Below are 14,305 nucleotides of genomic sequence, written 5' to 3'. Positions count from 1 at the left end.
CGCAGGCCTACTTCAAGAGCGCCTGCGCCTCCTCGATGCCGAGGGCGGCCGGTTGCGTGCAGGTCGTGGTCAGGTCGATGAAACGGCCCTCTTCGCCAGATTTCAGGATCGAGGTCATGACGTCGACGCCGTGCAGCGTGCGGTCGAGCGAGCAACGCGCATCGCGGCCTTCGATCAGTGACATCGCCATGTCGGCAAGGCCGGCGGTGCGGTAGTTGGCGCGCGATCCGTTCGGGCTTTCCTGATTGATCTTGCCGAATGGATGCTCCCAGGCGTCGAGCGGCTTGATGTCCTTGTCGCGGCCGCTTGCCTCGACGGTGCCGCCGAAGAAGTTCGGATCCGGCACGTAGAGCGAACCGTCGGTGCCGTAGAGTTCCATATTGGCATGGCGGTGCGACCAGACGTCCCAGCTCGCCGTCAGCGTCACCGTGGCGCCGTTGACGAATTCGAGCAGCGCCTGGATCGTCGTCGGCGTCTTGACCGGGATGATCTCACCGTTGCGCGGCTGGCTGGTGATGGTGCGGGTCGGCGACGCCATCGAGGTCATGCCGCCGACACGTTTGACCGGGCCGATCAGGTTGATCAGGTTGGCGATGTAATAGGGGCCGAGATCGAGGATCGGGCCGCCGCCCGGCAGGAAGAAGAAATCCGGGTTCGGATGCCACATCTCCATGCCGGGGCTCATGACGTAGCAGGCGCCCGAAGTCACCCGGCCGATGCCGCCGTCATCGATGAACTTGCGGGCAAGCTGATGGGCGCCGCCGAGGAAAGTGTCGGGCGCACAGCCGACGGCAAGGTTCTTTTCCTTGGCGATGCGACGAAGCTCCTCACCCTCCTCGAGCGAAAGCACCAGCGGCTTTTCGGAATACACGTGTTTTCCGGCCTCGAGGATCGCCTTCGATACCCGGAAATGCGCATCCGGGATCGTCAGGTTGACGACGACGTCGATCTCGTCATTGACGAGAAGCTCATCGATCGTCTGCGCTTTGACGCCATATTCCTTGGCGCGCGCCTCGGCCGCCTGCGCGTTGATATCGGCGCAGGCCAGCACCTTCAGCCCCTTGAAGAGCGGTGCCAGTGAGAAGTAAGTGGTGGAGATATTGCCGCATCCGATGATGCCGACGCCAAGTTCCCTGGTCATGATGAAGCCTCAGTAGGTCTGGAAGGATGCGATCGAGCGGCTGATGTTGCGGTCGATGTCATTCGGGTTATCGTGTTCGACGACGTAGTGCTTGGCCTTGGTGGCGCGCAGCGCCGTCATCAGCCTGGCCCACTCGACCTTGCCGTGGCCGACATCGGCCCAGCCGCTCTCATCCGCCGCTTCGCCCGCCGGCGCGATGTCCTTGACATGCACGGCGGTGATCCGCGGTCCGAGCTTCTCGACCCAGGCGAAGGGATCGGCGCCGCCACGGATAACCCAGGCGATATCGGCCTCCCAGGAAATGTCGGGCGCGCCTTCGAAGATGTGCTCGATCGGCCGCGAGCCGTCCTGCAGCTTGAAGAATTCGAAATCGTGATTGTGCCAGCCGAATTCGTAGCCGGCAGCCTTATACGGCTTGCTGATCTCCTGCAGGCGCTTGCCAAAGGCGACCCAACCGGCGGCGTCGGACGGGCGTTCCTCGGCCGCCAGATGCGGCGCATAGATCGAATCCATGCCCAGGGTCTTGGCAATGTTCAGCGACTTCTCGACTTCCTTCTCCAGGAAATCGGGGCTGAAATGGCCGGTCGCCATGACCAGGCCGTTCTTGTCGAGATCGGCGCGAAGGCTCTTCAGCCCGGCATCATCGAGATCGGCATAGATGCCGCCGAAGCCCTCGACTTCGGCATAGCCAGCCTTGCCGAGCTTTTCGAAGATCGCCGAATAGGGCTGGAAGTTGCGGGCGCTATAGAGCTGGTAGCTAAGTTTCGTCATCATGTTCTCCTTGGGCCTCGTGCCCATTCTTGCAAGATCAATCTGCCGACTGGCAGGAATACAAGTCGTAGAACCGGAACTCCGGAAGCGCGCCACGATCAAGCGGCCGTGCCGGGGTAAAGGTGATCCGGCGGCTCTCGCCGGCCGCAAGATCGAAGGCGTTGTCGGAATATTTGCCGTCCGTCTCGGTCTCGATCATCACGAAAAGCGCAAGTCCCCTAGCGGTGACGTTGATGTCGACGGCGCCATTCTCCTCGACATATTCGTGGGTGACAGCAAGCCCCGCGGGCTCCAGCTCCAGCGCCTTGTAGGTGCCGTTGACGTAATGCCCCTCGCCGCCCGTACCGTTCGACGCGGTGAAGTGCCAGGCAAGCAGCGTTCCCTCTGGAATATCGGAGACGTCGATGCTCGTGGCAGTGACGGCCGCATCCGGCGAACACACGGCCTGCACGTCCTTCAGATGCCGGCGTTCGCCCTTCGTCGTCAGCAGCGAGATCGAAAGATCGACGCTGACATTGGCAAGCGTGTCGTTAACAAGCGAGAAGCGGATCGTCTTTCCGTCATCGGAAGGAATGGCAGCGACCGCGACCGGCTGGAAGAAGCGCTTGACGAGGTAGTGCATCGCTTTCCAGCGGCCGCCATAGTCGAGGCTCGACCAGGAGGCCACTGGCCAGGTGTCGTTGAGCTGCCAGTAGATCGTGCCCATGCAATGGGGTTTGAGCGACCGCCAGTATTCCACCGCCGTCTTGATCGCCAGCCCCTGCTGGATCTGGGAGAGATAGACGAAGTTCGGAAAATCCTTGGGGAAGCGGAAATAGCGGAACATCGTGCCGGCGATGCGCTCGTTGCCGCCGGCATTCTTCTGGTGCAGCTCCATGACGGGGGAAGCGACGTTCATGTCCTTCTCCTCGGCATAGGTCCTGATCACAGGCAGCGACGTATAGGACTGGAAGCCGAATTCCGAGCAGAAGCGCGGACGCACCGAGCGGTAATTGTCGAACGACTTGTTCTCGTGCCAGACCGACCAGTAGTGCATGTCGCCGGACCCGTCCGCATGCCAGGCATCGCCGAAATCGAGATAGCCGGACGCAGGGCTCGACGGCCACCAGAGCGCGCCGGGCAGCGCCTTCTTCACCGCCTGCTCGATGGTGCGGTTGAGGCGATCATAGGAGACGAGATAGCGGTCGCGGTCCTTCCTCGATTCCTCAAACCAGGTGAGCGCACCCACCAGCTCGTTGTCGCCGCACCAGAGCACGATCGACGGATGCGAGGAGAGCCGGCGCACCTGGTAATCGACCTCGATCGTTACATTGTCGAGGAAGTCCTCGGTCGAGGGGTAGAGGTTGCAGGCGAACATGAAGTCCTGCCAGACCATGAGGCCCAGTCGGTCGCAGAGATCATAGAAATGATCCTGCTCGTAGAAGCCGCCGCCCCAGACGCGGATCATATTCATATTGGCGGCTTTGGCCGATTGCAGCAGGTCCTCGGTCTTCTCAGGCGAAGACAGCGAAAACAGCGCGTCGGCCGGGATCCAGTTGGCGCCGCGGCAGAAGACCTCGCGGCCGTTGACCTTGAAAGCGAAGCGGCTGCCTGACGCATCCGGCGTGGTGATCAGCTCGATGGTGCGAAGACCGATCTGCTTGATAACCTCATCCGTCGGCAATTCGACGGATAGCCTGTAGAGCGCCTGCTCGCCGCTGCCGGAGGGCCACCAGAGGCGCGGGTTGTCGATATGGAAGAGGTGGTTGACATGGGTCTCGCCGTTGACGCCGACATCGAGGCGCACGCGCTCGCCGTCGAGCTCGAAATAGACCTGGGCAATGTCTGGCCCCTTGGAAAACAGCGTCGCCGTCACTTTGAGATCGACCGAACCGTCATTATTGTGGGTCTGGCGGGTGACGACGTGTTCGATGCGCGCCGTTTCGAGCTTTTTCAGCGCGATCGTCCCGTAGAGGCCGAGCGGCGCAATGGCAATGTTCCAGTCCCAGCCGAAATGGCATTGCGGCTTGCGCAGCATGTTGCCGTCGGGGATCGGCGAATTGCCCGTGCTGTAGGGAATGTAAAAGGGCTGCTGCTTCTGTCGCGCAGCGCCGACGGCAATGTTGGAGGCAAAGACGATGCGGATGCTGTTGTCGCCTGATTTCAGCATGCTGGAGACGTCAGGCCGGTAGCGGCGGAAGCTGTTGTCGGCTTCGAGCGCCAGGAAGCCGTTGACGTGGACGCTGGCGACCGTGTCGAGATAATCGATATCGAGATACCAGTCGCCTTCGACCTCCGGAAGCGTGAAGCTGCGCTCGACGGCCCATTCGCGCTCGGCCACCCACTGCACCTTTTCCTCATTGCGGCCGAAATAGGGATCGGGGATCAGCCCTGCACGGTGGAGCGCGGTGTGCACGTCGCCCGGCAGCATGATCGCAGTACGGATCTCGCCGTCGACAGAGGCGAGCTGCCACGAACCGGAAAGGTCGATGTTGAAACCGTTCTTCGGCAAGGATGTCATAGTAGTATCCTGATCGGGCCGCTCCTGGGAGGCGCCGGACAAGCCGGACCACGGCCGAATTTGGCTGGCCTGATGGCCGATTGGAGGTAGGGCGGCGCCATTTCGGCCCCGCCCGCAGAGTTTTCTAGAGACGCAGCTCGCTTTCGGCATCGAAGACCGAGGCAACCGTCATGTCGAAGCTGAGCTTCACCTTGGCTCCGACGTTGAAGCGGCGTGCGCCGTTGACACGTACAGACATCGTGTGACCGGCATGTTTCAGCCACAGCAGATTGTCCGCGCCCATCGGCTCCTCGATATCGACGGTGGCGTCATGTTCTTCGCCGCCGGTATTCTCGTTAACCTTGATGTGTTCAGGACGAACGCCGAGAACCACTTTGCGGCCGGGCTGCAGCATCTCGCCAGCGTCGTAGTCAGCGAGCGAGAAAATGACGCCGTTGGCTAAAAAGGCAATGCCCTCGCCTGATTTGACCAGCTCACCGTGCAGGAAATTCATCGACGGCGAGCCGATGAAGCCGGCAACGAACAGATTGCGCGGCCTGTTATAGATCGTCGTCGGATCGTCGAGCTGCTGGATGATCCCGCTCTTCATGATGGCGATGCGGTCGGCAAGCGTCAGCGCCTCGATCTGGTCGTGGGTCACGTAGATCATCGTGTTCTTCAGCGACTGGTGCAGGCGCTTGATCTCGACGCGCAGCTCCGAGCGGAGCTTGGCGTCGAGATTGGACAGCGGCTCGTCGAACAGGAAGACGTCGACGTCGCGCACCAGTGCCCGGCCGATCGCCACGCGCTGGCGCTGGCCGCCGGATAGCTCAGCCGGCTTGCGCTTCAGCAGCGGCTGAATCTGCAGGATTTCGGAAGCACGTGCCACCCGCTTGTCGATCTCGGCCTGCGGCACCTTGGCGACGCGAAGACCGAATGACAGGTTCTTCTCGACGGTCATCTGTGGATAGAGCGCATAAGACTGGAACACCATGCCGATGCCGCGGTCCTTCGGCTCTTCCCAGGTAACGTTCTTGCCCTTGATGAAGATCTGCCCTTCCGAGGCGTCGAGCAGGCCGGCGATGCAATTCAGCAAGGTCGACTTGCCGCAGCCGGACGAGCCGAGCAGCACCAGGAATTCGCCGTCGTTGATGTCGAGATTGAGATCCTTCAGCACGCTCACCGCGCCGAAATTCAGGGACAGATCCTTGATGGAGACGCTTGCATTCATATTCATGAGATCAACCCTTCACTGCGCCGGCGGCGATGCCGCGGACGAAAAGCCGCCCCGACACGAAGTAGACGATGAGCGGCACGAGACCGGTGAGGATCGTTGCCGCCATGTTGACGTTGTATTCCTTCACGCCCTGGACGGAATTGACGATGTTGTTGAGCTGCACGGTCATCGGGTAGGTATCCGGCCGGGTGAAGACCACGCCGAACAGGAAGTCGTTCCAGATGCCGGTCACCTGCAGGATCATCGCGACCACGAAGATCGGCAGCGACATCGGCAGCATGATCCGCAGGAAGATCTGCCAGAAGCCCGCCCCGTCGACACGCGCCGCTTTGAACAGTTCCTCCGGCAGCGACACGAAATAGTTGCGGAAAAGCAGCGTCAGGATCGGCATGCCGAAGATCGAATGCACGACAATGAGGCCGGTCAGCGTGCCGTAGATGCCGATTTCGCGCAGGATGATGACGATCGGATAGATCATCACCTGATAGGGAATGAATGCGCCGACGATGAGGATCGAGAAAAAAAGCTCGGATCCTCTGAAGCGCCAGTTTGCCAGCGCGTAGCCGTTCACCGAGGCGATCGCGATCGAGATGATCACCGACGGCACCGTGATGCGAACTGAATTCCAGAAGCCGCGCGACAGGCCATCGCAGTTGAGCCCGGTGCAGGCCTGCGCCCAGGCTTTCACCCAGGGTTCGAAGGTGATCTCCATTGGCGGCGAAAAGATGTTGCCGAGACGGATTTCCGGCATGCCCTTCAGCGACGTCACGACCATCACATAGAGCGGCAGCAGATAGTAGAGCGCTGCGATCGTCAATGTGCCATAGAGCATGATGTTGCGCGCCGACACCGCAGGGCGCGGCCGGGGGCCGCTGGGGCCTTCGCCGAGTTTCGGCGCGACGGCGTCGATGCCGGCAGCCGTGGTGTTGAGAGTTCCTACATCAGCCACGCTTGCGCCCTCCGCCGAATTCCAGATAGGCCCACGGAACGATAATGATCGCGACTGTGACGAGCATCATGGTCGAGGCAGCAAAGCCCTGCCCCAGGTTCTGCGCCTGGAACATGTAATCGTAGACATATTTCGCCGGCACTTCCGAGGAGATGCCCGGTCCGCCCGATGTCTGCGCGACCACGAGGTCGTAGACCTTGACGATGCCGGAGGCGATGATGACGATCGTCGTGATGAAGACCGGCCGCATCATCGGGATGACGATGAAGAGATAGGTCCTCCACATCGGAATGCCGTCCACACGCGCCGCTTTCCAGATGTCCTCGTCGATCCCACGCAGGCCGGCAAGCATCAGGCACATGACGAGACCCGTCCCCTGCCACAGCGCCGCGATCAGAATGCCGTAGATGACGATTTCAGGCGTATAGAGCGGATTGAAAGTGAAACTTGTCCACCCCATCGAGCGCACCACAGCCTGGATGCCGAAATCGGGGTTCAGAACCCATTGCCAGACGAGGCCCGTCACGATGAAGGACAGCGCGAAGGGATAGAGAAAGATGGTGCGGAAAGTGTTTTCGAAACGGATCTTCTGGTCCATCAGCGCGGCAAGCATGAAACCGATGACCAGGCTGAAGATCAGCGAGAGAATGCCGTAGACAGCCAGATTCTCGATCGCCGTCACCCAGCGCGGCGCAGCCCACAGGCGCTCGTACTGATCGAAGCCGACAAAGCTCAACCGCGGAAGGAGCTTGGAATTGGTGAAGGAATAAAAAACCGTCCACAACGTCCCACCGACAAAGATCACCAGCGCCGTCAGGATCATCGGAATGGACGCAATCTTGGCATTCAGATTGCGCAGTAACTTATTTGGCCGGCCTGCTCGCGCTTGACCCGTCATGAATACTTCTCCTCAAATCGCAACTGCGACCAGTGACAGATCGGCAAGGCGCCGCCTGTCGTCTCCATCTCCGAAACCTGCTGAAGATACCAGAGATACGCCGCCGCCCGCCGGACCATCACCTACCGTCCGGAACGGTCCGGCACCATGGGTGCCGGACCGCAAGGGCAGCGAATCTGCTGATCAGTCAGCAGAAGCGATGATCCCGGCGAAACGCTTCTGAGCGTCTTCCGGCGTCATCGACGGATTGGCGAAGAATTCGGAGAAGAGGTCTTCCTTCTGCTTCTGGCTGTCGGCCGAAAGCAGCTGGTCGGTGCCTTGGATCACGTTGCCCTTGGCCAGGATGTCGAGACCCTTCTTCATGCAATCATTGGCGGCGGCGAGATCGACGTCGCCGCGAACCGGCAGCGAACCCTTCTTCAGATTAAAGGCAACCTGGGTCTTGGGATCGAGCAGGGTCTTGGCAAGCACGGCCTGCGCCTTGGACTTTTCTTCGTCCTTCAGCAGCGGGAAGTAGAAGGCGTCGCCGCCAGTCGAGATGATCTCGTTCACGCCGAGGCCCGGCAGGCAGGTATAGTCGGTACCGGCCTTTTGACCGGCGAGCGCGAACTCACCCTGCGCCCAGTCGCCCATGATCTGGCCGCCGGCCTTGCCTGTGATGACAAGGTTGGTGGCCTGGTTCCAATCCTGGACGTTGCTGCCTTTGGCCATGCGCCGAGCGTCGTCGGCCGCCTTGAAGACCTTGGCGATTTCGGGACCGGCGGCAACTTCCGCATCCTTGTCCTTGAAGACCTTGTTGAAGGTATCCTTGCCGGCGACCGCAACCATCAGCACGTCGAAGGCGCCAGTTGCCTGCCACGGCTGACCGCCGACGGCGAGCGGAATGATGCCGGCCTTTTCGAGAGCCGGAGCAGCAGCGACGAACTCGTCCCAATTCTTGGGAACCTCGACGCCGGCCTTCTTGAAGGCGGCGTTCGAAAGCCACAGCCACTGCCAGGAGTGGATATTGACGGGAGCGCAGTAGATCTTGCCGTCGATGGTGCAGGAATCGAGCAGGCTCGACGGACGAATAATGTCCTTCCACTTCTCGGCGGTCGCCACATCGGTCAGATCGCGCATCAGGCCGGCCTGGACAAGTTCCTCGGCCTGGCGGCCATGGTTGAACTGGGTTGCTCCCATCGGATCACCGCCGGTGATGCGGCTGATCATGATCGGACGGGCAGTGCCGCCGGAACCGGCGATAGCACCGTCGACCCAGTGGTTGCCGGTGGCGTCGAATGCCTTTGCCAACTCGGCGACGGCAGCGGATTCGCCGCCCGATGTCCACCAGTGCGTGACTTCGAGATCGGTGGCGTTGGCGGCGCTGAACGGAAGCGCGACCGAAGCGGCAAGCACGGCCGCCATTATACGGATTTTCATGAGTTCTCCTCCCTCACTGAAACGTTGCCGGAAAAACTTAGATCAATCGATTTCTCCACGCAACTGCCCGCAGGCAAATTTTTCCGTGATAACCGGAATTGCTACTTCTGCCTGTTTACATCAGGAGCACTGCATCCCCTTGAAACGATACCAGGCCGGGCGTTCCCGCACATGCGTTGCCACTTTATCAGTTTGAATTTGCGTAATAATTTTACACAATAAATTTAGCCTTCCAATTCAGTCTCTTCGCAATCGCAATAAAACAGAGCACGGATTGCCGATTCAACCTATACGTACAATGTTGCAATGCACACAACAAAAAGCACTCGACATTTCTACTGTATCGTTACAGATTGCATTCTTCAGGGAGGTGCGATTTTGGCATGCGGCGGGCTTACGACGCTGGAAAAAGCCTCTATAAGCGACACCAATTCGCGCAGGACGGCCTAAAGGGATGGAAAACAAGGGAAATTTCGGGAACGCGGCATCGACGCCGGCAGCGCGCGAGCGCCCGACGTTGAAGACGATCGCCTTCATGACGGGCCTTGGCGTGACGACGGTGTCGCGTGCGCTGAAGGATGCGCCGGATATCGGGGCCGAAACCAAGGAGCGCGTGCGCATGGTCGCCCGCCAGCTCGGCTACCAGCCGAACAGGGCGGGTGTGCGCCTCCGTACCGGCAAGACCAACGTCATCGCCCTCGTCCTCAGCATCGACGAGGAGATCATGGGCTTCTCGAGCCAGATGGTCTTCGGCATCTCCGAGGTGCTATCCGGCACGCCCTATCATATCGTCATCACGCCGCATTCGCACAGCAAGGACCCGATGCTGCCGGTGCGCTATATCCTTGATACCGGCTCGGCCGACGGCGTCATCATCTCACGCATCGAGCCAGACGATCCGCGCGTAAGGCTGCTGAGCGAGCGCGGCATGCCCTTTGCCACGCATGGGCGCACCGATGCGGGTCTGACGCATCCCTTCCACGATTTCGACAACGAGGCCTTCGCCCATAAGGCGGTGGAAAAGCTGGTCAAGCGCGGCCGGCGCCGCATCGCCCTGCTGCAGCCGCCGAGCAAACTCACTTACTACGCCCATATCCGCATCGGCTTCCAGACCGGCCTGCATGATTATGGCGCCGAGGAAGTGCCGCTGCGCATCAACACCGACGCCCCGCTCGCCGACATCCGCGACGTCGTCGAGGTGATGATGCGCTCGGCCAACGCACCGGATGGCATCGTCTGTTCGGCCGGCAGTGCTGCAATCGCCGTCAATGCCGGCATCGAAGCCGCCGGCAAGGCGCTCGGCCGCGATCTCGACATGGTCTCCAAACAATCGGTGCCGATCCTCAACTGGATCCGCCCCGAGATCATCACCGCCCAGGAGGACGTCCGCCACGCCGGCCGCGAAATGGCCAAAGCCGTCATCGCCCGCATCGACGGCGTCGAACCGGAACTGCTGCAGAGCATTAGTCAGCCGACCTGGCCGGAGAGTGGCAGGTAGGCAGTCGGTTGAAGGAACGGACCGTCGGGTTCAAATCCGACGATCCGCTTTGGATCATCACAGGTCTTCGACGACGAAATTCACCAGTCGCCCCGGAACCAGAACTTCCTTGACCACCGTTTTGCCGTCGAGCAAGGCCATAACGGAAGGTTCGGATCGCGCCGCTGCAAGCAGCACCTCGCCGAGATCGGCGGCGGCTTCGAAGCGGTGGCGAACCTTGCCGTTGATCTGCACGACATATTCGCGGGTCTCCATCTCGATCATTGCAGGATCGAAAGTGGGCCAGGAAACCCATGTCAGTGTTTCCCCGTGACCAAGCTTGCTCCATAACTCCTCCGCGATGTGAGGCGCAAAGGGTGCGAGCAACAGCACGAATGTCTCCACCACTTCGCGCGGACGCACTGCTTCCGCCGTCAGTGCGTTGGCCAGTTCCATCAGCCGGGAAACCGCGGTATTGAACCGAATTGCTTCGATATCCGCCGTCACGGTCTTCACCGTCTGGTGGCGCAAGCGCAGAAGCTGCGGGCTGGGGGCCGCCTCCAGCACCACTGGAGAGAGGCCATCGCTCTCGTCGCAGACAATGCGCCAGGCACGCTCCAGAAACCGACGCACGCCGATCACGCCAGCGGTCTGCCAGGGTTTTGCCGCGTCCAGAGGTCCCATGAACATCTCGTACAGGCGCAAGGCGTCGGCCCCGAACTGATCGACAACATCGTCGGGATTGACAACGTTCAGCCGCGACTTCGACATCTTCTCGACGGCGCGCTCACTTCGACCGACCCAGCGAACCATCTGCCCTCCTCTTCGACGACCGACGACGGCGCGTAATACCGGCCAGCCGCATCGCGGTAGGAATGAGCAAGGATCATGCCTTGGTTGAACAGCCGCTGGAACGGCTCTTCCGTCGAAACGACGCCGATGTCGTAGAGCACCTTATGCCAGAAGCGGGCATAGAGCAGATGCAGGACCGCGTGCTCGGCGCCGCCGACATAGAGATCGACCGGCATCCAATAGCGCTCGGCCTCGCGCCCGACGGGTTTGCTGGTGTTCTCCGGATCGAGGAATCTGAGATAATACCAGCAGGAGCCCGCCCATTGCGGCATCGTGTTGGTCTCCCTCCGTGCCGGAATGTCGGTGCCCGGCACGGTCGTTTCGACCCAGGCCTGCGCACGGGCAAGCGGCGGTTCGCCATCCGGCGTCGGAGCGTAGTCGTCCAGTTCAGGCGGCAGCAGCGGCAGGCATTCCTCGGGCAGCGGCATCACCGAACCATCCGCCAGATGCAACACCGGGATCGGCTCACCCCAGTAGCGCTGGCGGGAAAACAGCCAGTCGCGCAGGCGGTGTATGACCTTCGGCCAGCCCGCGCCGTTCGCCTGCAGCCAGGCGATGATGGCGGATCTCGCCTCCGGCGAGCCCAGGCCATCCAGGAAGCCGGAGTTGGCCATCGCCCCCTCGCCCTCATAAGCCGCCTTTTCGATATCGTCCTCGCTGTCGATCACGCGAATGATCGGCAGCTCGTGCGCATGGGCAAAAGCGTAGTCGCGCGCGTCATGAGCCGGCACCGCCATCAGGGCGCCGGTGCCGTAGCCAGCCAGCACGTAATCGGCCACCCAAACCGGCAGCCGGGCTCCGTTGACAGGGTTGGTCGCATAAGCGCCGGTGAAGACGCCCGTCTTCTCGCGCCCGGCATCGGCCCGCACCGTCTCTTCCAATCCTTCGGCCTCGGCTATATAGGCGGCCACTGCCTCGCGCATTTCCGGCTCGATGATGGCGGCAACGGCAGGATGCTCCGGCGCGAGGACGATATAGCTTGCTCCGAACAGGGTCTCGGGGCGCGTCGTGAAGACGGTGATGACCTCTTTGCCGTGCTTGAGCGGAAACCGGATTTCGGCGCCCTCGGAGCGTCCGATCCAGTTGCGTTGCATGGTTTTCAGGTTTTCGGGCCAGTCGAGGCCGTCCAGTCCCTGCAGCAGCCGATCGGCATAGGCCGTGATGCGCAGCATCCACTGGCGCATCCTGCGGCGAATGACGGGATCGCCGGTCTCGACATAACGCCCGTCCTTGACCTCCTCGTCGGCAAGCACTGAGTTCTGGGCCGGGCACCAGTTGACCGCGACCTCCGCCTGATAGGCGAGGCCCTTCTCGAACAGCTTCAGGAAGATCCACTGCGTCCAGCGCACATAGGCGGGGTCGGTCGTGGCAAACTCGCGACTCCAGTCATAAGAAAAACCCAGCCTCTGCACCTGCCCGCGAAACGTCTCGATATTGCGCTTTGTCGTGATATCGGGATGCACACCAGTCCGCATCGCGTGGCGCTCCGCCGGCAGGCCGAAACTGTCCCATCCCATCGGATGCAGGACGTTGAAGCCGCGCATGCGTTTGTAGCGGCACGTTATATCCGTGGCCGTATAGCCGAGGGGATGGCCGACATGCAGGCCCGCACCCGAAGGATATGGGAACATGTCGAGTGCGTAGAATTTCGGTCTGGCCGGATCGATCTCCGCTCGAAAAATACGGTGATCGGCCCAATAAGCCTGCCACTTCGGTTCGATCGTCTTGGGATCATAAGGCATGCATCACTCCTGGCGCCGGCCGGCTATGCCGGCGACGTGTCCTAAAAATGAGAGGTACTCTTTGGTTCAGGAGCAGCTACGGCTGCCGGTGCTCCGGTGACGTCCGGCAGCCGCGGCTAAGTCGAAGCGCGCGCGAAGTTGCGGCGCACGACGTCTGCGCGACGCTCCGGACGAAAAAAGCGCGACGTGGCTTTGGAAGCGATCTGGTGTCCATGGACGGTGGCTCAAGGCAAATAAGGAGAACGCAAACGACAGTATTAACCGGCTCCGATCAGGAGGCCGTGGTGGTAAGTCGTGCGTCGCGTGCGCGAACGTCTGCTGCTTCAGTTGCCATAATCATGAACCAAGAGTGCCCGATATGATCGCTCCTGCCAAGAGTGCATTCGCGCGAAAATCAGGATCTGTTCAAATCCCGCGGCGCGCTCTTTACCAGTTGATCGAGCACCGCCGCGATCTTCGGGTTACGCACCTCACCGCGCCGGGTAATCGCATAGATGCCCCGGTAGGTGGATGGCACCAGCGGCTTGACGGTCAGGCTTTCGCCAAAATCTCGAAGCGCCAGTCCGGGCATCACCGAAATCGAGCATCCGGCTTCGACCAGCGCGAACACGACTTCGAAACTATCGCTGAAACCGTTGATGACGGGCTCGTAACCGATGTCGCGGCAGGCCTGGCGGATGGCCCTGCAATAGGCGCTGGAGGCGACGTCGAGAGCCCAATGTTCATCCCTCAGCTGTGCGAGTTCGATGACGGGCTCGCTCTCCAGCCTGTGGCCAGCGGGCAGAAGCACGAAGAGCTGGTCGCGGCAGAGGAACAGCGTGTCGGCCGTGCCCTCCAGCGTATGCGGATCGAACGATATGTCGTCGGCAATGACGATATCGGCCTGCCAGGCCCGGAGCGCTGCCACGCCTTCGGCAGGTCCCATCGTCGTCATGACGATGTCGAGATGCGGATGGTCGATGGCGAGCTGGCACATTGCGGCGGGAATGAAGGAGGAAGCCGCGGACGGCTGGGTAGCGATCCTCAGGTCGCCGGCGACGATATTCTGCAACTCGGCAATATCGGTCTTGGCTTCCTCGACAATGCCGAATATCCGGTCGGCATGCACAACGAGCCGCTGTCCGGCCGGTGTCAGCGTCACCCCTCGCCCGCGCCGCTCGACGAGCGCAATGCCGATTTCGTCCTCCAGTTGGGCGATCTGCTGGGAAACAGCCGATGAGGAAATGCCGAGCGCGTCGGCGACCGCAGCCATCGTCTCGCGGCGCGAGAGCTCGCGAAGCGTGCGCAATCGGAAGAAATCCAAGCCCGTTTCTCCGGTTGATCAATCGGCCATAATTTCT

General features: G+C 61.2%; 9 protein-coding genes and 1 pseudogene. 1 reads left to right on the top strand and 9 read right to left on the bottom strand.

The genetic code is table 11. The features are described from left to right. Positions 1–7: 7 nt before the first annotated feature. The 7 genes from G9X67_RS10700 to G9X67_RS10670 all read right to left on the bottom strand — a co-directional run bounded on the left by G9X67_RS10700 (position 8) and on the right by G9X67_RS10670 (position 8,894). Positions 8–1,141 (bottom strand): Gfo/Idh/MocA family oxidoreductase, encoded by a 1,134-nt coding sequence (locus G9X67_RS10700; protein WP_017988583.1) that lies wholly within the window; start codon positions 1,139–1,141, stop codon positions 8–10. Positions 1,142–1,150: 9 nt separating this feature from the next. Beyond that, entirely contained in the window at positions 1,151–1,912 is a 762-nt protein-coding gene (locus tag G9X67_RS10695) for a sugar phosphate isomerase/epimerase (protein WP_138329166.1), read from the bottom strand. A 37-nt stretch (positions 1,913–1,949) separates the two neighbouring features. Beyond that, on the bottom strand, positions 1,950–4,412 hold the full coding sequence (locus G9X67_RS10690) for a glycoside hydrolase family 2 protein (protein ID WP_171598659.1): 2,463 nt from the start codon (positions 4,410–4,412) through the stop codon (positions 1,950–1,952). A gap of 124 nt (positions 4,413–4,536) precedes the next feature. Beyond that, complete coding sequence (locus G9X67_RS10685) at positions 4,537–5,628, bottom strand: ABC transporter ATP-binding protein (protein ID WP_171598658.1); 1,092 nt, start codon at positions 5,626–5,628, stop codon at positions 4,537–4,539. A gap of 4 nt (positions 5,629–5,632) precedes the next feature. Beyond that, complete coding sequence (locus G9X67_RS10680; RefSeq protein ID WP_138329164.1) at positions 5,633–6,577, bottom strand: carbohydrate ABC transporter permease; 945 nt, start codon at positions 6,575–6,577, stop codon at positions 5,633–5,635. After that, positions 6,570–7,475 carry a sugar ABC transporter permease gene (locus G9X67_RS10675; RefSeq protein WP_029870732.1) on the bottom strand — a complete coding sequence of 302 codons (906 nt, stop codon included), beginning with the start codon at positions 7,473–7,475 and terminating at the stop codon, positions 6,570–6,572. Before G9X67_RS10675 ends, G9X67_RS10680 begins: the two co-directional genes overlap by 8 nt. 183 nt (positions 7,476–7,658) lie before the next feature. Next, on the bottom strand, positions 7,659–8,894 hold the full coding sequence (locus tag G9X67_RS10670) for an ABC transporter substrate-binding protein (RefSeq protein WP_138329163.1): 1,236 nt from the start codon (positions 8,892–8,894) through the stop codon (positions 7,659–7,661). Between the two features lie 454 nt (positions 8,895–9,348). Here G9X67_RS10670 and G9X67_RS10665 point away from each other — a divergent pair, with 454 nt between their 5' ends. Next, positions 9,349–10,392, top strand: coding sequence for a LacI family transcriptional regulator (locus G9X67_RS10665; RefSeq protein WP_012757809.1), 1,044 nt, complete (start codon positions 9,349–9,351; stop codon positions 10,390–10,392). 57 nt (positions 10,393–10,449) lie between these two features. On the opposite strand, the pseudogene leuS reads toward G9X67_RS10665, so the two are convergent. Both leuS and G9X67_RS10655 read right to left on the bottom strand, forming a co-directional pair. Beyond that, positions 10,450–12,965, bottom strand: a pseudogene (gene leuS / locus G9X67_RS10660) (leucine--tRNA ligase). Positions 12,966–13,359: 394 nt separating this feature from the next. Next, positions 13,360–14,268, bottom strand: a complete 909-nt coding sequence (locus G9X67_RS10655) for a LysR family transcriptional regulator (protein ID WP_138329162.1) — start codon at positions 14,266–14,268, stop codon at positions 13,360–13,362. Between the last annotated feature and the right edge of the window lie 37 nt (positions 14,269–14,305).

This window comes from Rhizobium sp. WYCCWR 11152 (assembly GCF_013087615.1).
GTDB classification, from domain to species: domain Bacteria; phylum Pseudomonadota; class Alphaproteobacteria; order Rhizobiales; family Rhizobiaceae; genus Rhizobium; species Rhizobium indicum.
Note: the sequence above shows the minus strand (reverse complement) of the source record. Positions and strands in the feature narration are given on the sequence as shown.

Bases quoted from the DNA above. Each gene is read 5' to 3' on its own strand.
- G9X67_RS10700 (WP_017988583.1), bottom strand. From the start codon at position 1,141: ATGACCAGGGAACTTGGCGTCGGCATCATCGGATGCGGCAATATCTCC.
- G9X67_RS10665 (WP_012757809.1), top strand. From the start codon at position 9,349: ATGGAAAACAAGGGAAATTTCGGGAACGCGGCATCGACGCCGGCAGCG.
- G9X67_RS10695 (WP_138329166.1), bottom strand. From the start codon at position 1,912: ATGACGAAACTTAGCTACCAGCTCTATAGCGCCCGCAACTTCCAGCCC.
- G9X67_RS10675 (WP_029870732.1), bottom strand. From the start codon at position 7,475: ATGACGGGTCAAGCGCGAGCAGGCCGGCCAAATAAGTTACTGCGCAAT.
- G9X67_RS10685 (WP_171598658.1), bottom strand. From the start codon at position 5,628: ATGAATATGAATGCAAGCGTCTCCATCAAGGATCTGTCCCTGAATTTC.
- G9X67_RS10670 (WP_138329163.1), bottom strand. From the start codon at position 8,894: ATGAAAATCCGTATAATGGCGGCCGTGCTTGCCGCTTCGGTCGCGCTT.
- G9X67_RS10690 (WP_171598659.1), bottom strand. From the start codon at position 4,412: ATGACATCCTTGCCGAAGAACGGTTTCAACATCGACCTTTCCGGTTCG.